Annotated in this window: 21 protein-coding genes and 1 tRNA gene; 13 read left to right on the top strand and 9 right to left on the bottom strand. The window is 61.0% G+C overall.

The features are described from left to right. Position 1 precedes the first annotated feature (1 nt). Genes AC1DUP_RS29700 through AC1DUP_RS29685 form a run of 4 tightly spaced genes read left to right on the top strand, consistent with a single transcriptional unit; the run spans position 2 to position 3,771 of the window. A complete protein-coding gene (locus tag AC1DUP_RS29700; RefSeq protein ID WP_113295596.1) occupies positions 2 to 316 on the top strand; it encodes a DUF2849 domain-containing protein in 315 nt (104 codons plus the stop codon). An 8-nt stretch (positions 317 to 324) separates the two neighbouring features. Further along, a complete protein-coding gene (locus AC1DUP_RS29695) occupies positions 325 to 1,995 on the top strand; it encodes a nitrite/sulfite reductase (RefSeq protein WP_477836291.1) in 1,671 nt (556 codons plus the stop codon). Positions 1,996 to 2,005: 10 nt separating this feature from the next. Next, complete coding sequence (locus AC1DUP_RS29690; protein WP_115035113.1) at positions 2,006 to 2,518, top strand: DUF934 domain-containing protein; 513 nt, start codon at positions 2,006 to 2,008, stop codon at positions 2,516 to 2,518. Between the two features lie 41 nt (positions 2,519 to 2,559). Beyond that, positions 2,560 to 3,771, top strand: a complete 1,212-nt coding sequence (locus AC1DUP_RS29685) for a UbiH/UbiF family hydroxylase (RefSeq protein WP_477836289.1) — start codon at positions 2,560 to 2,562, stop codon at positions 3,769 to 3,771. A 119-nt stretch (positions 3,772 to 3,890) separates the two neighbouring features. Here AC1DUP_RS29685 and AC1DUP_RS29680 read toward each other — a convergent pair whose 3' ends face one another. From AC1DUP_RS29680 to AC1DUP_RS29670, 3 genes are all read right to left on the bottom strand, one after another. Next, on the bottom strand, positions 3,891 to 4,412 hold the full coding sequence (locus tag AC1DUP_RS29680; RefSeq protein ID WP_477836287.1) for a YidB family protein: 522 nt from the start codon (positions 4,410 to 4,412) through the stop codon (positions 3,891 to 3,893). A 195-nt stretch (positions 4,413 to 4,607) separates the two neighbouring features. Further along, the gene (locus AC1DUP_RS29675; RefSeq protein ID WP_162765422.1) at positions 4,608 to 4,748 is read right to left on the bottom strand and encodes a hypothetical protein; all 141 of its coding nucleotides are present in this window, start codon (positions 4,746 to 4,748) and stop codon (positions 4,608 to 4,610) included. Positions 4,749 to 4,897: 149 nt separating this feature from the next. Further along, positions 4,898 to 5,647 carry a cytochrome c biogenesis CcdA family protein gene (locus AC1DUP_RS29670; RefSeq protein ID WP_113310126.1) on the bottom strand — a complete coding sequence of 250 codons (750 nt, stop codon included), beginning with the start codon at positions 5,645 to 5,647 and terminating at the stop codon, positions 4,898 to 4,900. 434 nt (positions 5,648 to 6,081) lie between these two features. On the opposite strand from AC1DUP_RS29670, the gene AC1DUP_RS29665 reads away from it, so the two are divergent. Further along, a complete protein-coding gene (locus tag AC1DUP_RS29665) occupies positions 6,082 to 6,261 on the top strand; it encodes a hypothetical protein (RefSeq protein WP_113295590.1) in 180 nt (59 codons plus the stop codon). A gap of 127 nt (positions 6,262 to 6,388) precedes the next feature. On the opposite strand, the gene AC1DUP_RS29660 is transcribed toward AC1DUP_RS29665, so the two are convergent. The 3 genes from AC1DUP_RS29660 to AC1DUP_RS29650 all read right to left on the bottom strand — a co-directional run bounded on the left by AC1DUP_RS29660 (position 6,389) and on the right by AC1DUP_RS29650 (position 7,206). After that, a complete protein-coding gene (locus AC1DUP_RS29660) occupies positions 6,389 to 6,658 on the bottom strand; it encodes a hypothetical protein (protein ID WP_007826745.1) in 270 nt (89 codons plus the stop codon). A 1-nt stretch (position 6,659) separates the two neighbouring features. Continuing rightward, entirely contained in the window at positions 6,660 to 7,007 is a 348-nt protein-coding gene (locus tag AC1DUP_RS29655; protein ID WP_113295589.1) for a helix-turn-helix domain-containing protein, read from the bottom strand. 123 nt (positions 7,008 to 7,130) lie between these two features. Next, a tRNA-Lys gene (locus tag AC1DUP_RS29650) sits at positions 7,131 to 7,206 on the bottom strand. A 218-nt stretch (positions 7,207 to 7,424) separates the two neighbouring features. On the opposite strand from AC1DUP_RS29650, the gene AC1DUP_RS29645 reads away from it, so the two are divergent. Further along, positions 7,425 to 7,547, top strand: a complete 123-nt coding sequence (locus AC1DUP_RS29645) for a hypothetical protein (RefSeq protein WP_477836283.1) — start codon at positions 7,425 to 7,427, stop codon at positions 7,545 to 7,547. A gap of 109 nt (positions 7,548 to 7,656) precedes the next feature. On the opposite strand, the gene AC1DUP_RS29640 is transcribed toward AC1DUP_RS29645, so the two are convergent. From AC1DUP_RS29640 to AC1DUP_RS29630, 3 genes are read right to left on the bottom strand one after another with little or no spacing between them, the layout of a single operon-like run. Further along, positions 7,657 to 8,523 (bottom strand): DMT family transporter, encoded by an 867-nt coding sequence (locus AC1DUP_RS29640; protein ID WP_477836281.1) that lies wholly within the window; start codon positions 8,521 to 8,523, stop codon positions 7,657 to 7,659. Positions 8,524 to 8,533: 10 nt separating this feature from the next. Further along, positions 8,534 to 10,930 carry a PIG-L family deacetylase gene (locus AC1DUP_RS29635; protein ID WP_477836279.1) on the bottom strand — a complete coding sequence of 799 codons (2,397 nt, stop codon included), beginning with the start codon at positions 10,928 to 10,930 and terminating at the stop codon, positions 8,534 to 8,536. A gap of 35 nt (positions 10,931 to 10,965) precedes the next feature. Then, positions 10,966 to 12,186 (bottom strand): ROK family protein, encoded by a 1,221-nt coding sequence (locus AC1DUP_RS29630; protein WP_477836277.1) that lies wholly within the window; start codon positions 12,184 to 12,186, stop codon positions 10,966 to 10,968. Positions 12,187 to 12,450: 264 nt separating this feature from the next. Here AC1DUP_RS29630 and AC1DUP_RS29625 point away from each other — a divergent pair, with 264 nt between their 5' ends. The 7 genes from AC1DUP_RS29625 to AC1DUP_RS29595 all read left to right on the top strand — a co-directional run bounded on the left by AC1DUP_RS29625 (position 12,451) and on the right by AC1DUP_RS29595 (position 20,525). After that, positions 12,451 to 13,707 carry an extracellular solute-binding protein gene (locus AC1DUP_RS29625; RefSeq protein ID WP_113295585.1) on the top strand — a complete coding sequence of 419 codons (1,257 nt, stop codon included), beginning with the start codon at positions 12,451 to 12,453 and terminating at the stop codon, positions 13,705 to 13,707. Positions 13,708 to 13,791: 84 nt separating this feature from the next. Further along, positions 13,792 to 14,664, top strand: a complete 873-nt coding sequence (locus AC1DUP_RS29620; RefSeq protein WP_477836359.1) for a carbohydrate ABC transporter permease — start codon at positions 13,792 to 13,794, stop codon at positions 14,662 to 14,664. A gap of 11 nt (positions 14,665 to 14,675) precedes the next feature. Continuing rightward, positions 14,676 to 15,518, top strand: coding sequence for a carbohydrate ABC transporter permease (locus AC1DUP_RS29615; RefSeq protein WP_477836357.1), 843 nt, complete (start codon positions 14,676 to 14,678; stop codon positions 15,516 to 15,518). Between the two features lie 3 nt (positions 15,519 to 15,521). After that, the gene (argH, locus tag AC1DUP_RS29610; protein ID WP_477836275.1) at positions 15,522 to 17,036 is read left to right on the top strand and encodes an argininosuccinate lyase; all 1,515 of its coding nucleotides are present in this window, start codon (positions 15,522 to 15,524) and stop codon (positions 17,034 to 17,036) included. Next, positions 17,036 to 18,067, top strand: a complete 1,032-nt coding sequence (locus AC1DUP_RS29605) for an ABC transporter ATP-binding protein (protein ID WP_477836273.1) — start codon at positions 17,036 to 17,038, stop codon at positions 18,065 to 18,067. The genes argH and AC1DUP_RS29605 overlap by 1 nt, the downstream gene beginning before the upstream one ends. Beyond that, on the top strand, positions 18,064 to 18,960 hold the full coding sequence (locus AC1DUP_RS29600) for a sugar kinase (RefSeq protein WP_113510255.1): 897 nt from the start codon (positions 18,064 to 18,066) through the stop codon (positions 18,958 to 18,960). The genes AC1DUP_RS29605 and AC1DUP_RS29600 overlap by 4 nt, the downstream gene beginning before the upstream one ends. Before the next feature lie 266 nt (positions 18,961 to 19,226). Next, positions 19,227 to 20,525, top strand: coding sequence for an efflux RND transporter periplasmic adaptor subunit (locus AC1DUP_RS29595; protein ID WP_477836271.1), 1,299 nt, complete (start codon positions 19,227 to 19,229; stop codon positions 20,523 to 20,525). Positions 20,526 to 20,531: the final 6 nt, after the last annotated feature.

Raw genomic sequence — 20,531 nt, 5'->3', positions numbered from 1 at the left:
CATGGTAGACAAGGTTCTGACCGCCAACCGCCTGACCGACGGCATTGCCGTCTGGCTGAACGCCAATGGCGAATGGGTGACCTCGTTGCAGGAGGCCCTCGTCGCCCGCCATGCCGAAGCCGTCGCCGCACTCGAGGAGATCGGCAAGAAATCCTATGCCGACAACAAGGTCGTTGACGTTGCTGTCGTCGACGTTCAGGAAACCAACGGTCAGCTCTGGCCGTTGCGCCTGCGCGAGCGCATCCGCGCTCAGGGCCCGACCATGGAATATGCGCCTGGCTACAAGCCGGCCGATCCCGAATTCATTGCAGTCTGAGGAAGACGATGTACCGTTACGACGAATTTGACCACGCCTTTGTCGCCGAGCGCGTCGAGCAGTTTCGCGACCAGGTCCAGCGCCGCCTTTCCGGCGAACTGGCCGAGGACGCATTCAAGCCGCTGCGCCTGATGAACGGCGTCTACCTGCAGCTTCACGCCTATATGCTGCGCATCGCCATTCCCTACGGCACGCTGAGCTCGCGCCAGGTACGCATGCTCGCCCATATCGCCCGTACCTATGACCGCGGCTACGGCCACTTCACCACACGCCAGAACCTGCAGTTCAACTGGCCGAAACTGTCAGATATTCCCGATGCGCTTGCCGACCTTGCGAGCGTTGAGATGCACGCGTTGCAGACCTCGGGCAACTGCATCCGAAACGTAACTGCCGATCACTTCGCCGGCGCCGCCGCCGACGAGGTTGCCGATCCACGCCCCTACGCCGAAATTCTGCGTCAATGGTCGTCGGTCCATCCGGAATTCTCCTTCCTGCCGCGCAAGTTCAAGATTGCCGTCACCGGTGCCGAGCGCGACCGCGCCGCAATCCAGGTCCACGATATCGGTCTGCATCTGAAAAAGAACGACAAGGGCGAGATCGGCTTTGCCGTCTATGTTGGTGGTGGTCAGGGCCGCACGCCGATGATCGCCAAGCTGATCCGAGATTTCCTGCCCGAGGAAGACCTGCTTTCTTACACCACCGCCATCGTGCGCGTGTACAATCTGCATGGCCGCCGTGATAACAAGTACAAGGCGCGTATCAAGATCCTCGTGCACGAGACCGGCGCCGAAGAGCTTGCCCGCCAGGTCGAGGCTGAATTTGCACAGCTGAAGGATTCCGAGCTGAAGCTGCCGGAACAGGACGTACAGGCGATTGCCGCCTACTTCGCGCCGCCAGCCCTGCCGGAACGTGCCGAGGGCTGGGAAAACCTCGCCCGCTGGAAGAAGGCAGATCCGGATTTTGCGCGCTGGGTCCAGCAGAACGTCCAGCCGCACAAGAACCCCGATTACGGCATGGTGACGATCTCGCTGAAGCCGATCGGCGGCATTCCGGGCGACGCCTCTGATTCCCAGATGGATGCCATCGCCGATATCGCCGAGGAATACGCCTTCGACGAAATCCGCGTCAGCCATGAACAGAACCTTATCCTGCCGCATGTCGCGCTTGCCGATCTCGAGGCCGTCTATCGCGGTCTCGTCGCGATCAATCTGGCCGAAGCCAATGCCGGCCTGATTACCGATATCATCGCCTGTCCGGGGCTGGACTATTGCGCGCTCGCCAATGCGCGCTCCATTCCGCTCGCCCAGGAAATCTCCCGCCGTTTCGGCGATGCGGCGCGTCAGGCTGAGATCGGCGAGCTGAAGATCAAGATCTCCGGCTGCATCAATGCCTGTGGCCATCACCATGTCGGCCATATCGGTCTTCTGGGTGTGGAAAAGAAGGGTGCAGAACTCTACCAGATCACGCTTGGCGGCTCCGGCGACGAACACACCTCGATTGGTGAAATCATCGGCCGCGGCTTCGAGCCGGATAAGGTGACGGATGCGATCGAGACGATCGTCGAGACCTATCTGCGCCTGCGCCTTGATGCGTCCGAAATCTTCCTCGCAGCCTATCGTCGCGTTGGTCCGCAGCCTTTCAAGGAAGCGCTCTACGGCTCGGCGGCGGAAGCGGCATAAGGAGAGGGTGATGACGAAGATTTGGAGAGAGACCGGTTTTGTCGAAAACGATCCCTGGGTGATCGAGACCGACGAGGTGAAGGCATCTGGCGATCAGAAGCCGCTTTTGACACTCGATGAACTGATCGCTAGAGCCGACGAAAGCAATGATGTCGGCTTCGGCGTGCTGATCAAGCCGGCGGACGATGTCCTGAAGCTGGAGCCATATCTCTATCGTCTGGAGATCGTGGCTGTGGCATTCCCGGCCTTCAACGATGGCCGTGCCTTCAGCCATGCTTCGCTGCTGCGCCAGCGTCTCGGCTTTACCAACGAACTGCGTGCAGTCGGCGACGTGCTGATCGACCAAGTGCCGCTGATGCTGCGCGTCGGCATCGACAGTTTCGCCGTCACCAACGAGACGGCGATCCGCCGCCTGTCGGAAAAGCGCTTGCCGTCCATTCCGCATCATTATCAGCCGGCGGTGCGTGACGCCGAAGCCGGCAAGGGCTATAGTTGGCGCCGTCAGGCAAAGCCGGCCGCTTGAGGCTGCTGGTTCTGCCGTCTTTTTGATGACGGAACGATAGCATGAGCAAATTCGAAGTGGCGGTGATCGGCGGCGGTCTCGCTGGCATGATCGCCGCAGTCGCCATGGCGCGCGGCGGTCGCAACGTGGCGCTGGTCGCCCCTCCATCCCCCAAGGAAGATCGCCGCACCACGGCCCTGATGGACCAGTCGATTCGCTTTCTGGATCGGCTGACACTTTGGGAAAAACTGCGCCCGGCAGCCGCACCGCTCACCAGCATGCGCATCATCGACGGCACCAACCGTCTGCTGCGTGCGCCGACCACGACCTTCCGCTCCGCCGAAGTCGGGCTGGGTGCCTTTGGCTACAATTTCCCGAACAAGGCGCTGATGAATGTGCTCGAGGCTGCCGTCGCCGCCGAAGGCAACATCACCCGTTTCACCGCCATGGCTGAAACGATCGGGATCATGCCGGAGGCCGTGTCGATCACGCTCGCCGGCGGCGAAGAGATCAGTGCCGATTTTGCTATCGGTGCCGACGGCCGCAAATCCAAGCTGCGGGAGACTGCCGGTATCGACGTGCGCACTTGGTCCTATCCGCAATCGGCCATGGTGCTGAATTTCGCGCACACGCTGCCGCACCAGAATATCTCCACAGAGTTCCACACGGAGCATGGCCCATTCACGCAGGTGCCGCTGCCGGGCAATCGCTCCAGCCTCGTCTGGGTGCAGAATCCTTCCGATGCAGCAGCCCGCATCGAGCTTTCGCTCACTGAGCTCGGCAATGTCGTGGAAGAGCGTATGCAGTCCCTGCTTGGCGAGGTCAGTGTGGAGGAGGGCGTCCAGATCTGGCCGCTGTCTGGCATGATGGCGCATCGCTTCGGCAAGGGCCGCATCGCGCTGATCGGCGAGGCCGCCCACGTCTTCCCGCCGATTGGTGCACAGGGCCTCAATCTCAGCCTCCGCGATATCATGGCGCTGACCGATCTTCTGTGCTCGCGGGCGGAATTACCTGTTGCCGCCGATGCCGGCACCAGCTTCGACCGCAAGCGCCGCGCCGATATCATGACGCGCACCGCAAGTGTCGATCTGCTGAACCGCTCGCTGTTGTCCGATTTTCTTCCCGTTCAGATGCTGCGCGCCGCAGGCCTGCATGTCTTGTCGGCGATTCCGCCGTTACGCAACATCGTCATGCGCGAAGGCATCGAGCCGGGCCGCGGCTTCCGCGATATTCCGGACGCGATCAAGGAACGCTTAAAGCGGAAGAAAGCCTGATCTATCGTAGCCAGCAGAGAGCGGGACCGTCGTATCTGGCCCCGTTCACACGGGGCTCGTGTTCGAACCCCGCGTGCGCGGAACGCGGAGATCGTTGCTGCCGGATTTGCCTATAGCCGTTAAACTGAAGTTCGGCCGCCGGATGTGGCATTGCTGGCGGAGGAGAGGAAATCATCCTCCGCGCTTGGAATCTTTCCATTGGGCGTGAGATCGTCGACGGCTTTGGGCAGGTCGTTGGCAAGACGGCCCAGGATTTCTTCACGGGACAACCCTGTTTTCGCCGCGAGCTCATTCAGCACATCCGGGCCCAAAGCCTCCTCTAGCTGGCCGCCATCGATGTTGGCGTTGGGGCCAGGCTTGACCCATGACTCGGCCTYGTCGCCGTGCCCGTTTTGCTGAAAAGTTTTGAGCAGATCGCCCAAGCCGCCACTGAGGATTCCGCCCGTCGTAAGGCCGCCCAAAAGATCGCCGAAACCACCCGAACCGCCGAACACGCCTCCGGCATTGCCAGCCTGCTCGCCTCCTGCACCAGTGCGCTGCGGATTCTGAATTCCTCGCAGCAGTTCGCCAATCTTGTCTCGGTTCTGATATCCCGCGATTGCAAGCACACCAAGAAGCGCCTTCAACGGTCCGCTCATCATGTCGGTTCTCCTCGTAGGGTCGTGGACACAGCAACCCTCAACTTTCGGAAAGCCTAATTGTTCCGCCGGGATCAGCCCTTACCGGGCGGCATCCGTTTTTTTACGGGAAATGGATCGAGAGCCCACCGCTTCAAAACGTTGGCCGTAATTATTGAGCATCCATCAAGCTTGAGATTGGCTCCAGGCGAACGATGACTAGCGGACGCTTCCGGTAACCGATTCGTTGTCCGGCGCGACGGCCAGATTATAGGCCGAAAAGCCGGCCTGTAGGACGACAACCCACATCGCCATGGAAACGCCAACTGCAAAAATAAGATTCTTCAAGCGGCGAGACATCGACAACTCCAATCCGTGTTGTCGAGTTAGTCGCATAGATCCCTTCAACCGTTCGGCAAGGAAATCTGTAAAGATTTAACCGTCTTGACGATTCCGATCGAACAAGCTCGAGGCATCGCAAGTGATGCTGCAGCGGGCGAAGCTTTCGTTTAGCCGATCTGCATCAGGACTGGAAAGGTCTGCTGGAACCAGATCGCGACATTGCTGACCCATCCAAGCAGGAAGGCGAGACCGGTCAGCACGAGGAAGACGCCCATGATCTTCTCGACCGTGCCGAGGTGGCGGCGGAAGCGCGACAGGAAGCGCATAAACGCACCGGAGAACCCGGCGGCTATCCAGAAGGGAACAGCAAGCCCCAGAGAGTAGACGGCAAGCAGGCCTGCGCCGGAGCCAACAGTTTCACGCGATGCGGCAACGCCGAGGATCGCCCCGAGCACCGGCCCGATGCAGGGCGTCCAGCCGAACGCGAAAGCCAGTCCCATGATATAGGCGCCCGTCAGCGTTGCCGGTTTTCCATTGCCCTGGAAACGGGCTTCCCGTGCCAGCAGGCCGATCCGGAAAAGCCCGAGAAAATTCAGCCCCATGATGATGATGATCAGGCCGCCGATCTTCGAGAGCAGATCGAGATGCTGACGCAGCACCATGCCGATCGTCGAGGCACCTGCGCCGAGAGCCACAAAGACGGTCGCAAAGCCGAGGGTGAAGAAAAGCGCCGAAAAGAGCACGCCGCGCCGTACATCCGGTGCTGCGGCGACCGTGCCGCCACCGCGGAACTGCTCGACCGAGACGCCCGCCATATAACAGAGATAGGGCGGAACGAGTGGAAGCACGCAAGGCGAGAGGAAGGAAAGCGCTCCGGCAAGCAGCGCGCTCCAAAGGGAAATATCGGCAATCGACACGCATTCTCTCCGGCAGCAGTCTGAGCGATGTTCCTAGCGCCGCAAAGGGGTGATTGCCAATCACCTTTTTGCGCTGATCGCAGCCGGCCGCATCTCCAAATTGCCGCAGGCCTCGAGGTGGCTCCGCTATCCCAACATGGGACAGCGCATGTGGATATTAACCGCGCGCAAACCATCTTTGGTTCTCTGAATGGATCGACTCGGGCGTGACCGGTGGTATTGCCCGGCATTTGCGGGCACCCCACTGCGAATGTCGGGAGGTCCGGCCGGTGGATATACGAGGCTGACGCCGGATCTCTCGCTACTTTACCGGCCTGCCGGCTACAGCGCCCGAGAGCAGGCTTGTACTGTCGTTCAGTTGCGATGACGGCTTGGTACTGGTATGCGCTAGCGTGAGAGATTGACGCGGAAACATCCACCGAGGAGAAACATCGATGAGCAGATTTCGGGCATTGGTAGCAGCCGGAGCGCTGATCGGCAGCTCGCTGCTCACGGCATGTGCAACTCCCCCGAATTCTTACGGCTCCGCCTCAGGTTACGTGCCGGGAGATTCGATGAATCGCGCCTGTGCGGATGGCTTCAGGCCTAGGGATGGTCGCTCCTGCAGCTACTGACGGCGAGCATTGTGATTCGCATTGATGAGCTTCCGGCACCAGTGCTGGAAGCTCATCAAGGTCTCTTCATGTGGCAGTGCGCGGATTGGCATGCCGCGACGAGACACTAGGGAACGGATTGATCCCCTCAATGCACCAGCGGCTCATCCTCATCGAGAAAGCTTCGCACGCCATCTCGTTCTGCGGTGGCCAGGAACTCTTCCCAAGCTTCCAGATCCGTGGCGAATGCATCTTCCCAGGTCGTCACGACTTCGGTTTGTGAAATGACCTCGAGAGTCCAATCGCCATTGGTGCCCGCCGGCCGATGTATGTCGACGAGCACGGTTACGCCGTCGTCTTCGAACTCGCCGGAGAAATCGGAATGCTCAAGCTTTGGTTCTTTGGGTGTTTTCGCCATTTTAACCTCCAGCACCAGGAGGTGCATCGTTCTCATAAAACTCGCGATACTGAATCGTCTCGCGTTCTTGCACATCGATCGACGCGCCGGTGGATTGCGTCAGGCGGACGCCTGGACCGCCGGAACCGGAATAGTTCCCATCCAGGAAGGTAATGCCGGCGGCTTCCAAAACCGCAACGACTGAAGCGACGTTGTTGCGAATACCCTCGACGGTGCCCTCACTGGCTTCCATACGGCGCAGGGTCGGAGCAGATACATTTGCTCTGCCGGCCAACTCAACCTGACCCATCCCCAGCAACGCACGGGCGGCCGCCAACTGTCGGCCAGTTATGTGATCAAAATCGTCCATCGGTGGAATATCGCCCGATGCTCTCCGTTGGCAAGATTTGTTATCATTTTGAGCGAAATTAATCGATGAATGGACTACATCGGCTCGCTGGATGCGTCGCAAAGCTCGGAAATGAAAAGCTTATGGTGAGAGCGTCGGGGTTCGAACCCGAGACCTACTGATTAAAAGTCAGTTGCTCTACCGGCTGAGCTACGCTCTCACTCTCCGCGGTGCGAAGCACCCCGGCCGGAAGTGCGCGGAACATATGCAGGCGACCTATCGCGGTCAACCGAAAAATCTCCTTATTGGGGCGCTGGGCACATTTCTTGCGCCGACGAAGTATTCGAGGCGATCCGCAACTGCAGCTTCGACCTGTCGATCATCGGCGTCTACGGCCTCGATGCCGAATACGGGCTGGTCGAGCGCACGAAGCACTAGATGCGGCTCAAGATCCGGCTCGCCGCGCTGAGTCGTTCCAATGTCTATGTGGCCGACCACACCCAGATCGGCGCGTTGGTTGCTATCCCGGCATTTCATTTTCCGAAATCGAGACCTTCGTGACCGACCAGCCGCTGGAAGAGCCTTTCGTGCCTCTGTTGACTGAGGTCGGCGCCAGCGTCCTCTCGGTGGCCGGCGATTCGATGCGCGGCAGCGTCGATCCGACCCTGCGCTAATTTTTCCGCCGCTCCAGAAAGGCGACCGCCTGCAGCGTTCCGATAATGACGACGATGCCGATGAGTGTGCGAAGATCGGGCACTTCGTCGAAGAAGAAATAACCGCTCGCTGTCGCAAAGACGATCGACAGATAACCGAACGGAGCGAGCAGGCTGGCGCTGGCGATCTGGTAGGCCCGCAGGAAGCAGAATTGCCCGAGTTGTGCCAGAAGGCCAATGCCGAGCAGCGCAGGCCAGTCTTCGCTGCGTACCGGCTGCCAGACGAAAAGCGCAGGGATGAAAGTAATGACCGTCAGGCCGGCCGTATAGAAGACCATCATGACGGTCGTGTTTTCGTAATGCAGCATCCGGGTCTGGATCGTCGCTAGTGCCCCGAAGATGATGGAGAGCAGCACAGCTACCAGCCCGAGGTTCCAGGCAAACGTATCCGGTGCCAGCATGATCAGCACGCCGACAAAGGCGAATAYCGCGCCGATCCACCGCCACCGGCTGATCCTTTCGCCGAGCATGACGACGGCCATCAGCATCGAAACGAGTGGCCGCGTGAAGCCGAGCGCGTTGACCAGGACAAGCGGCAGCATGGCGAGCGCGATGAAATTGCTGGTCAGCGCAATAGCATTGCAGCTGATGCGCATGATGTTGCGCAACGGATCCCTGGAATTGGCAAGCTGCCTCCGATGCCGCCAGATCAATGGCAGGATAAGGACGAGCCCGATCAGCGCTCGGATGAAGACGAGCTGTATCGCCGGATAGGATGCACCCTGCATCTTCACCAGCACCGTCATGCCGGTCACCAGCGTTGTGTCGGAAAGCAGCCAGAGAATGCCGAAACGGCTGTCTCTGACCGCGGCAGCGCCATCCATGCCGATCGCCTCAGGCAGGCTGGACGAGATTGGCGATCAGCCGAAACGCGCCTGATGTCAGCTTGTCGAGCTGATGATGCAGCACGAGGCTCGTATGCGTATGGCGGCCCTTGCCAATCGCAGCCGAAATCAATGCACCCGTGAGCGGCTGCTCTTCGGGGTCGTGCATCGCAAGAAGCGGCACATAGGCATCGTCCCAGCGGGCGGCGAAATAGAGGCCGCGTTCCTTGTCCCACCCATCCCAATCGGCGGGTGTGATCCTGTTCGGTCCCTGCAGCAGCGGATGCGCCGGCTCCAACATCGTCACCTCTGATTTGGGGTCTGTCACCCGCCAGCGGACCGAGGGCGAACCGATATCGATCCGCTTCGGCGGGGTGGCGTCCGGCTGCCAGCCATCGACAGGGCGATGATAGAGCGTCAGAAGATGACCGCCCTCTTCGACGAAGCGATGCAGGCGCGAGGTTGCAGCTGCCAGATCCTTGCGGATGCCGAAAGCGAAGATGCCGACGACGATAGTGGTGAAGCGGGAGAGATCGCCGGAAAGCGCCTGCGCATCGAGTTCGGTGACATCGAGCCCCATGCGGCCAAGCCAGAGCCCGACGCGATCCGCACCGCCGCCGACATAGCCAATCTTGGCGCCATCAGGCAGTTTGAGATCGAGCGCCAGGACGCGCAGCAGTTCCGGCTCGCGGAAGCTCGTGCGGCCGATGTGCGGATAGGTGATCGGCGAGACGCGCATCGCCGGCTGTCCGTCCACAAGTGGCGAAATGGTGACGAGGCCGGGCGTTATCGAGGCGGGAGGCGAAAGCGTAAGCGCACCGTCAGCCTCCCTGACCGCCCAGCCGGCCGGCGCGGAAAAGCCGACGCTTCCTTCGGATGCGGCCTTGATTGTCAACTCCGACCTCTCGCCATCCAAGGGGATGATGATGGCATTGTGATGAAGGTTCAGCGAGTGCTGCGGCGCGACTGTAAGCGGCTCCTCAAGATCCACAGTCACTCTTACCGAACGGCTGCCGATCTGCGCCTTGACGTCGACTGATGCGTTGCCATTGCCGCCAAGGCTCGACCATCCCGGCTGATACTGCCGCGTCAGCGGCGCATCCGCTGCCGACGTCAGCGCGTAGACGATCCGCTGCGGCGAGGTTTCCTTCAGGTTTGCCGAAAGGCCTTCCGGCAGTCTTATGTCTGCGTCCGCAACGGCAGTTCCCGCATTCCCGCCGAGATGAAGGATGAGCGTTCCGGACGCACCAGGCGAAAGCGCGGCGGGTTCGGCCACGGGCCGGACGAAAATCTGTTCGGCCTCGCAAAGCGCTGCATCGATTTCCACCAGCTTGCGCCGCAGGCGGTGCCCATGCGTTTCGAGGAATGTTTCAGGTGCTTTCTCGAGCGCCTTTTCAATCTGATGCGCCGCCTGCAGCAACGCTTCAACGATGGCCGATCGTTCCGGAAAACGCTCGATCGCCTTGCCGATTGCACCATCCGCCCGCATCAATGCATCGACAACGGCCTGCGGCAGCTCCGTTTCGCGTGCCAGACCGGCAAGCGACGAGGGAAGGGAATCGAGAATGGAGGTTTCCCTAACCGAGCCTTCGGCGCTGAGCTTCAGATGCAGCGGCCAGTCATTGTCGCCGATATCGTGCCAGCGGCCCATGCCCTGAGAGGCATGGTAATAGCGCGACCACTCGCCGACATGGGCATAGCTGACGCCGCTGACAGGTTCGAGACCCGTGGCTTCGAGCGGCAGGGTCGTGGCCGGTGGCGGCACTTCGTCATCATAGGTATCGCCGCCGCCCGACCATGCGGGCAGATAGAATTTCGCGACCTGCCACGGCGTCAGACCCTCATCGAAATGTTCGGGAAAAGCGGTGGGATCGGCAGCAAGTCCAACCGCCGTTTCCGCCGCCCGTGTCATCGCACGGTGGTGCCCATGCTGGCCTGGCACATCAAGGAAGGTCGGCAGCACGATATCGGGACGCTCGGCGCGATAGGCCCGCACCAGCCGCTCCACGATGCGCTCCTCGCCCCATCGGTCGAAGGTCCGGTCACCATTCTTCGAGAAGCCGAAATCGTGGATCGGATCATCAGGGCCGTGGCCGAGCCAGTGGACGTCGCCGTCGAGTTCGCGGGCAGCTTCTTCCATCTCCCGGCTGCGCAGGATGCCGAGTGCGCCGAGCCGCTCCGGTCCAAGCGCATTTTGGCCGCCTTCGCCGCGCGTCGAGCAGGCGACGATGACGCGCATGCCGAGGCCGAGACGCAGATAGGCGAGCAGGCCGTTATGCTCGTCGTCAGGGTGAGCGCCGGTATTCATTATGGTGACGGTCGAGGTCAAGCGCGACAGCGCCCGGTGCAGCCGCGTGAGCGAAAGGCTCCGCTTCTGTTTCTCAATACGGTCTCGATCGGTCAGCATGGTTCCTCCATTGGGGCAGACCGGCGGCGCGCATCTTAAGCTGCGTTATCGGCGACGGCGGTCGGTGAAATGTCGAGCTTGGGGGTCACGGCTTCGAAAAGCGGCAGTGCGGCTGCGCCAAGCGCGGCGGTGAGCTGGCCCGTCTGACCGCGGATGACGCGTGGCAGGGCGCGGGTGCGCCGGCTGGCAACGGAGACCGGGAGCGTCTGCATGGCCGCGACGATCTCGTCGATGACGGCATCGGGCAGGGCGCCGCCGAGGATGACTGTTTCCGGATCGAGGATGTTCTCCAGCATTGCCACCATCGGTGAAAGATAGTCCGCGGTCTCTGCGATCCACTCCTTCACAACGGGGTTACCATTGCGGTGCAGCACCTCGACCGCCGCGAAATCGGCATTCGCATAGCCGGCCTCGGCGAGCTTTTCCTTCAGTGCATGCAGCGAGGCATAGCGCTCCAGGCAGCCGCGCTGACCGCAGGGGCAGGGTTTGCCGCGCGGGGCGACGACCACATGGCCGATTTCGCCGGCATTGCCAAAAGCGCCGCGGAAGGGCGCACCGTCATGGATGAGGCCGAGACCGACGCCGACTCCGAAATAGATCATGCCGAAATTGGAAATGGCGCGACCCGCACCGAACAGTCGCTCACCGACAGCCGCCGCGTTCGCGTCGTTTTCGACAATGACGGTCTCGCCGCTGGCTTCGCTGAGGACGGCCGCCGGATTGATGCTGCTCCAGCCGGGCAGGGTGGTCGGGCCGACCGAGCTCATGCCCTCGATTTCGAAGGGGCCGGGCATGACCACGCCGATGCCGAGAAGCTTGGAGGGGAAGCGCTTGCGAACCTTCTTCACCTCGCCGGCGAAGAGCGGAACGATGTGCTCGGGGCTGGTATTCTCCACCGGCATGATGGTTTCGGAGCGTAACTTGCCGGAGAGGTCGAGCACGGTCGTCACCATATGGTCGGCGGCAATTTCGACGCCGATCGTGACGGCACCATCAGGGTTGACGGCAAACTGAATCGGCGGTTGGCCCCGGCCGGAGCGCAGGCGGCCGATTTCCATCAGCAGATCTTCGCTGACGAGTTCATCGACGATATTGGCGACGGCCTGCGCGGTCAGATGCGTGAGTTTGGCGATATGCATGCGGCCGAGCGAGCCATGCATGCGCACGAGATCCAGTACGACACGGCGATTGTGGTCGCGGCTGCGCTCAGGGTTCTTGCCCATAGCGATCTGCTGCTTGCCGGATTGCCGTCTCATCTCTCCGCCCCCCCGTCTCTGTCGCTATGGATAACGCCCATATCATGAAAGGGGCAATAGAATAATTAAACTAAATTATCTTATTGACAAAGCCCTCCATCCCAACGAGCCTGAATGGGTCGCATTTGCGATGCCGAGGAAGGAGGAGCCTCAGTTCCATCTTCCCGAGCGAATCAAATCGGGGCGCCGGCAAAATCGCGGAAGGCCCTGGGGAACCAGATGAGCGCGAGCGGCATAAAGGCCGGCTCGGCATGGAGGGATAATATGCGTCGCGGAGTTTTGTTTGCCGGCCTGTTCGCGGGCATCAGCATGGTTGCGGTCAATAGCGCCCAAGCGGTCGAAATCGAATATTGGCAGTATGTCTACGACACCCGCGTCAAGGCGATGGACCAGCTGATCGCCAATTTCGAGAAGGCCAATCCCGACATCACCGTCAAGCAGACGACTTTCCCTTATGCCGACTACCAGACGCGCGTCGTTGCCGCCAATCTCGCCGGCAATGGTCCCGATGTGATGCAGCTCTTCTACGGTTGGCTCGACCAGTTCATCGCCGGCGGACTGCTCCAGCCGCTGCCGACGGATGCCTTCCCGCATGACCAGATCGAGAAGGATTTCTTCCCGATCGTATCAGCCATGAAGCGCGGTGACGATTATTACGGCCTGCCGACCGCTGTGCGTTCGCTGGCGCTTTTCTACAACAAGAAGCTCTTCCAGGAAGCCGGCCTCGACCCGAACAAGCCGCCGCAGACCGTCGATGAATTCGTGGCTGCTGCCGAAAAGACCGTAAAGCGCGATGCCGCCGGCAATATTGCCGTCGAAGGCACGACGCTCGACATGGGCGGCCAGGATCACCAGTGGTGGCGTGAAGTGCTGATCCGCCAGTATGGCGGCGAGCCTTACACGGCAGACTATTCCAAGGTGACCTACAACAGCGACGCGGGCGTCAAGGCGCTGAAATTCTACACCAGCCTGCAGACTGAAAAGAAGGTCGGCCAGACCGGTTTCATGGATGAAGGCCAGGCCGCATTCCGTGGCGGCAAGGCGGCGATGACGATCGACGGCACTTTCCGCCTTGGCTCCTTCGGAAGCATCAAGGATTTCGAATGGGGTGTAACCGAGCTGCCGGCCAATGCCGACGGCCTGCGCTCCAACTATGCAAGCTATTTTGCCAACGGTATCGGCGCCAAGGTGTCAGGCGAAAAGCTGGAGGCCTCCAAGAAGTTTCTCGCTTACGTGACCTCGCCGGAAGCCATGAAGGTCTGGCTCGGCACGGTTGGCGAACTGCCGGCTCGCCGCGAAGCCGCGCTGACCGACGAGAACCTCAAGAACCCGATCTATGCGCCGTTCCTCAAGGCGCTCGCTTACTCCCACACCTCGCTTTTCGTCGATGAAGCTGGCCAGCGCCAGAATGCTATCGACATGGTCAACCGCGTGCTGCTCGAGGGACAGTCGCCCGAGGATTCCATTGCCCAGGCCGCAACGGCCGAGCAGGAAATCATCGACAATGCCAAGAGCAAATAAGGGACGGCCATGAGCTCCGCACCCGCGAATACGGAAGGGGCGGCTGTCAGCCGTCCCGCCGGATCGTTCTGGGATCGGCTGACGATGCGCCAGAAGCGCCTCGTCTGGGTCTGGACATTCCTGGCCCTGCCGATCCTGTTTTACTGCGTGATCCGCTTTTACCCGACGCTGCAGGCCTTCTACCTGTCCTTCACCAATTGGAACCTGATGAGGCCGCCGAAATTCATCGGCGTCGCCAATTATGTGAAGCTCTATAACGACCCGCAGTTCTGGAAGGTTTTCCGCAACACCTTCACCTATCTCATTATCGGCACGCCGCTGAGCCTCTTCATCTCTTTCGTCGTCGCCTTCTTCCTGGATCGCGTGCGCTTCCTGCATGGGCTGATCCGCGCGCTCTATTTCTTGCCGTTCCTGACGACGGCAGCCGCCATGGCCTGGGTTTGGCGCTGGTTCTACCAGCCGGCTCCGATCGGCGTCATCAACGATGTGCTCGGCATGATCGGCCTGCCGCAGCAGCAGTTCATTCGCTCGGTCGACCAGGCGCTGCCGTCGATCATGGTCACCTCCATCTGGGCCGGCCTCGGCTTCCAGATCATCATCTTCATGGCCGGCCTTCGTGCAATCCCGAGCACCTTCTACGAGGCTGCGAAGATCGATGGTCTCGGCGAATGGCCGATCCTCTGGAAGATTACGCTGCCGCTGCTCAAACCGACGACCGTCTTCCTCGTCGTCTTCTCCTCCATCGGCTTCCTGCGCATCTTCGACCAGGTCTATAACATGACGACCAACGATCCCGGCGGCCCGCTCGGATCGACCAAGCCTCTGGTTCTCATGATCTATCAGACGGCCTTTTCATCCTACAACATGGGCTATGCAGCCGCGCAGACCGTCGTGCTCTTCGCCATCCTGCTCTGCGTTTCCCTGCTGCAGCTCTGGATCCTGAGGGAGCGTAAATGAGTGCCGTAACGATCAATACGGCGGCACCGCTGCCGAAAGCCAATATCCGCCCCGGCGCGATCATCATCTGGACGCTGCTCTTCATCGGCGGCCTCATCATGGTCTCGCCGTTGCTCTTCATGTTCTCGACCTCACTGAAGACGGCAGGCCAGGTCTATGACCTGCGCCTCATCCCGGCCGAGCCGACGCTGCAGAACTACATCACCGTCCTCTCCGACGGCCGCTTCATGCGCTGGTTCCTGAACTCGACGATCGTTGCCTGCACGGTCACGCTTTCGAACGTCTTCTTCGACAGTCTCGTCGGCTATACGCTCGCCAAGTTCGAATTCCGTGGCCGCTACCTTATCTTCCTGGCGATCCTCTCGACCCTGATGATCCCGACGGAAATGCTCGTCATTCCATGGTACCTGATGTCGGCGCAGCTCGGCTGGCTGGATAGCTACTGGGGCATCATGTTTCCGGGCATGATGACGGCCTTTGGGACCTTCCTGATGAAGCAGTTCTTCGAAACGGTCCCGAACGACTTTCTCGAAGCCGCCCGCATTGATGGCCTGAACGAGTTCCAGATCTGGTGGAAAGTGGCGATGCCGCTGGTCACACCCGCACTCTCGGCGCTGGCCATCTTCACCTTCCTCGGCAACTGGACGGCCTTCTTCTGGCCGCTGATCGTCACCACCAGCCGCGAACTCTACACGCTGCCGGTCGGGCTATCGAGCTTTGCCGTCGAGCAATCCATCCAATGGGAAATGATCATGACCGGTGCGGCACTCGCGACATTGCCCACGCTGCTCGTCTTCCTGGTGCTGCAACGCTACATCGTGCGCGGCGTCATGCTGGCCGGTCTGAAGGGGTAGAACATGACCGAAACCAATCCGCGCCTTGCCGACAGGAGCGTCTTTCCTGATCCGGTCTATAAGGAAACGGTGCTGAAGCCGCTCTTCGACGGTGCCAAGACGCATCACGTCGACGGCTTCCGCCGCATCGACCGAGCCCACCTCGTGATGTTGGTCGAAACCGGCATTCTCGATCGCGAACAGGCGGGCAAGATCGCCGGTGCACTTGAGGCGATCGACCGCGACATCGACCCGGAAAAGCTCGTTTATACCGGAGAGGTGGAAGACTTCTTCTTCCTGATCGAGAAGGAGTTGAAAGCCCGCATCGGTGTTGATATCGCCGGCCGCCTGCATACGGCGCGCTCGCGCAACGATATCGACCATACGCTTTTCAAACTCGGTCTGAAGGAGCGTATCGATGCGCTGATGGTCAAGGCGCGCAAGCTGCTCGACGCGATGATCGCCACGGCTGATTGGGAGAAGGACACTCTGATTGTCGCCTATACACATGGCCAGCCGGCGCAGCCGACCACGTTCGGCCATTATCTCTCGGCCGCAATCGAAGTGCTGATCCGCGATATCGAGCGTTTTGCGGAAGCACGTGAGATCGTCGACCTGAGCCCCATGGGAGCGGCAGCGATCACCACGTCGGGTTTCCCGATCAACCGCGCCCGCGTCGCCGAATTGCTGGGCTTTGCCGCGCCGCTGCGCAATTCCTACAGCTGTATCGCAGCGGTCGATTACACCACGTCGACCTATAGCGCGATCGAGCTGATGTTCCTCCATCTCGGCCGCCTGATCCAGGACTTCCAGTTCTGGACGAGCTTCGAGGTCGGCCAGATTTATGTGCCGAATGCGCTGGTGCAGATCTCTTCGATCATGCCGCAGAAGCGCAATCCGGTGCCGATCGAGCATATGCGCCATCTGGCGAGCCAGACCTTTGGCCGCGCCCGCACCGTGCTCGACGTCATGCACAACACGCCCTTCACCGATATGAACGATAGCGAGGGCGAAACGCAGGGCATGGGCTATGAGGCCTTCCACTCGGCCGGGCGTGTGCTCGACCTGCTGGCCGCCTTCATCTCCCAGATCAGCATCGACCCCGAGCGCGTGGCAAACAATATCCGCCGTTCCTGCATCACCATCACGGAATTGGCGGATTCGCTGGTCCGCCTCGAAGGGCTTTCCTTCCGCCAAGCGCACGAGATTGCCGCAACCGTCGCACGTGCCGTGGTCGCCAAGGGCGGCGGTCTTTCGGATGATGGCTACGAGCCCTTCCTCACAGCTTTCGAGGAACTGGCGGGCCGCAAACCCGACATCGACAAGGTGCAGTTTGCAGAGATTGTCTCGCCGGAACATTTCGTTGCCGTCCGTGCCCGCTTCGGCGGTCCCGCACCGGCACCGATGGCGGATGCGCTCGCAGCCTACCAGGAAAAGGCTGCCGCATTCGCCGCAGATGCGCAGGAAAACGCAGCGCGCGAAGCCGCCGCTGCTGAGGAACTTCAAACCAGATTCACGGCATTGATGGGGACCGCCTGATGGCAAATATCGAACTGCAGGGGCTCGTCAAACGTTACGGCAAGCTGGATGTCGTGCACGGCATCGATCTCGCGATCGCCGATGGCGAATTCGTGGTCTTCGTCGGTCCGTCCGGCTGCGGCAAGTCCACGACGCTGCGCATGATCGCCGGCCTTGAAGACATTTCCGGCGGCACGCTGAAGATCGGCGGCGAGGTGGTGAACGAGCGGGAGCCGAAACAACGCAACATCGCGATGGTGTTCCAGAATTACGCCATCTATCCGCATATGAGCGTGCGCCAGAATATCGGCTTCGGCCTCTACACTTCCAAGCTTTCGCAGGCGGATAAGGACAAGCGCATCGATGAGACGGCGCAGATCCTCGGATTGACGGACTATCTCGCCCGCCGTCCGGCAGCACTCTCCGGCGGCCAGCGCCAGCGCGTCGCGATCGGCCGCGCCATGGTGCGCAACCCCTCCGCTTTCCTCTTCGATGAGCCGCTGTCGAACCTCGATGCCCAGTTGCGCACGCAGATGCGCATCGAGATCAAGCGGTTGCACCAGCGCCTCGGTACGACGATCGTTTATGTCACCCACGATCAGGTCGAGGCCATGACCATGGCCGACCGGATCGTCGTGATGAAGGATGGCCATATCCTGCAGGCAGGAACGCCGATGGACATCTATGAAAACCCCGCCGACATCTTCACCGCACGCTTCATCGGCAGCCCATCGATGAACCTTCTGCCGGGCACCGCCGCGGCCGATGGTTTGCGCATCGGGCAGGGCGGCCCGCATCTGATCGGCGTGCGTCCGCACGATCTTGTTATCGGCGAGGGTACGGGCATCCTGTCGCTCTCAGGCACGGTGACGGCGGTCGAGCCGCTCGGCGCCGAAACGCTGGTGCATTTCGATCTCGCAGGCACCTCGGTGATTGCAACCGCACCCGGTAAGGTGATACCGGCCGTCGGCAGCGCCGTGACCGCCCATGCAGCCTCTGGTGCCCTCTATGTTTTCGATGCAAAAACGGAAAAGGCCCTCGGGCGCCAATGACATCTGATAATGACAAGCGATCCGCGGTGCTCAGCATCGGCCGGATCTATTGCGACCTGATCTTCACAGGACTGGAGACCATGCCTGTTCTCGGGCGTGAACTCTTTGCCGACGACATGCGGATTGCAGCAGGCGGTGGTGCTTTCATCATGGCTGCCTATTCCGCTCATATCGGCCGCAAGACGGCTTTGCTCTCCCGCCTCGGCACCGATGGGCTATCGAGCGGCCTGACGGCAGAGCTGCAGGCAAGTGGCGTCGACCTTCGCTTTCTCGACCGGGCGGCCGATGCCGGCCCTCAGGTCACCGTCGCTATCAACAATGGCGAGGAGCGGGCGTTCCTGTCCCGGCGCGCCGGCGGCGCGGAGCCGGCGACCCTCACCGAAGCTCTTGCCTGGAACGAGGCGCGTCATCTGCACGTCGCCGAATTCGCGACGCTTGCGGAAATCCCCGGCCTGGTCGAAAAGGCGAGGGAGAACGGCCTTACCGTATCCCTCGATCCGAGCTGGGACGAGACTCTCATCTACCAGCAGGATTTTCTCGATCGCTGCGAAGGCGTCGATCTCTTCCTGCCGAATGTCGAGGAAGCCGTTGCCATCACTGGATGCTCCGATCCGGCCGAAGCGCTGGACAGGCTCGCCGCGCGCTTCCCGGCGGTGGCGTTGAAAGCCGGTGCCGGCGGCGCTTATTTCGCGTCCGGCGATGTGCGGCTTCATCAGAATGCCCCCACCGTCAAGGTCGTGGATACGACCGGGGCGGGCGATGCCTTCAACGCCGGTCTCATCCATGCCTGGCTTGGCGGCGCGAGTGCCGATGTTTTCCTGCGTGAGGGCATTGCCACGGGCAGCCTCGCAGTTCAGGCGGCCGGCGGCGCCGCGATCCTGCCCGCGCGTTAGATCTGGGGTACGATGCTGGGGGCCCTCAGGCCGCGGCCCTCTCAGTGAATTGGTGTTGCAACCATAAGTGTTAGGCTTGAATCTGCCCATTCCTAGCACGCTGCTTGCACTGTGAGCGCCATCCGGCTGTTTCCTTACGAATATTTCATGTCTTTCGGCCGCATTTCCGTACCATCATCAGCGCAACGGTAATGTTGGGTTCATCTTCGTTGTGATTATTCTGGCGCGAACTGGCCCGACGCGGCGAAGCATATATCGAGGATGACATGGACAATCTGGAGCCTGGCAAAGAGACCGGTTCTGTAACCGGCGCAAATGCCGATCTGGCTGCCGTGCTGGCCGCTGGCCGACAGAACAGGGGGCGCCGCTGGCGTGGACGCCTGGCCGTTCTGGTGCTCGTTATCCTTGCTGCTGCCGCTGTTGCCTATTTCTACATGGGCCGCGGCAGCGCCGAGGTCAGCTATACGACGCAGCCGGTCAAGCGCGGCGATCTCACCGTCCTCGTCACCGCAACAGGCTCTGTCCAGCCGACCGAACAGGTCGATATATCGAGCGAACTGTCTGGCACGATGCGCGACGTCAATGTCGATTATAACAGCACCGTCAAGGCAGGCGACGTTCTGGCCGTTCTCGACACCAACAAGCTGGAAGCCGACTTGAAGAGTTCGCGCGCGAAGCTCAATTCGGCCAAGGCCAATGTCGTCAAGGCAAATGCCGATCTGCAATCGGCCGCGACCTCGCTCGACCGTCTGAAGAGCCTCGTCAAAAGCAACGTCTCCACGCAGCAGAGCCTCGACGACGCGACCTACAAATATGACTCGGCCGTCGCCGCCAAGGATATAAACGAGGCCGAAGTGCTGGCCTCCGAGGCGGACCTTCAGCTTGCCGAGGTCAACCTTGCCAAGGCGAAGATTGTCTCGCCGATCGACGGCGTGATTCTGACCCGCTCCGTCGACCCGGGCGCGACTGTTGCTGCCTCGCTCTCGGCGCCGGTGCTTTTCACCCTTGCCGGCGATCTCAAGAAGATGGAGCTGCAGGTGGATGTCGATGAAGCCGATGTCGGCCAGATCGCCGTTGGCCAGAAGGCGAGCTTCACGGTCGATGCCTATCCGGATCGCACCTTTCCGGCCGTCATCGAGCAGATCCGTTTCGCCTCCGAAGTCGTCAACAATGTCGTCACCTACAAGGCGGTCCTTTCGGTCGACAATGCCGACCTTCTGCTGCGCCCCGGCATGACGGCAACGTCCGACATCACCGTTGAGGCCGTCAAGGATACGCTGATGGTTCCGAATGCCGCCCTTCGTTACGCCCCGCCGCAGATGGAAACGCGTGGCGGCCGTGGGATTTTCAGCTTGCTCCGTCCGCCGCGTCTGCCTCGCAGCGGTGGGGGCGGTGATTCCAAGCTGACGGGGACGCAACGCCGCATCTGGGTGCTTCGCAACGGTCATCCGGCACCGGTCGTGATCCAGGTCGGTTCTTCCGATGGCCAGTTCACGCAGGTTACCTCGGGCGAGCTTGCCGAAAAGGATGCGATCATCACCGATACCGCTGCACGGACAAACTGACGGGAG

The sequence above is a fragment of the Rhizobium sp. 01L419 genome (genome assembly GCF_056400025.1).
This window is presented reverse-complemented; position numbering and strand designations above follow the sequence as displayed.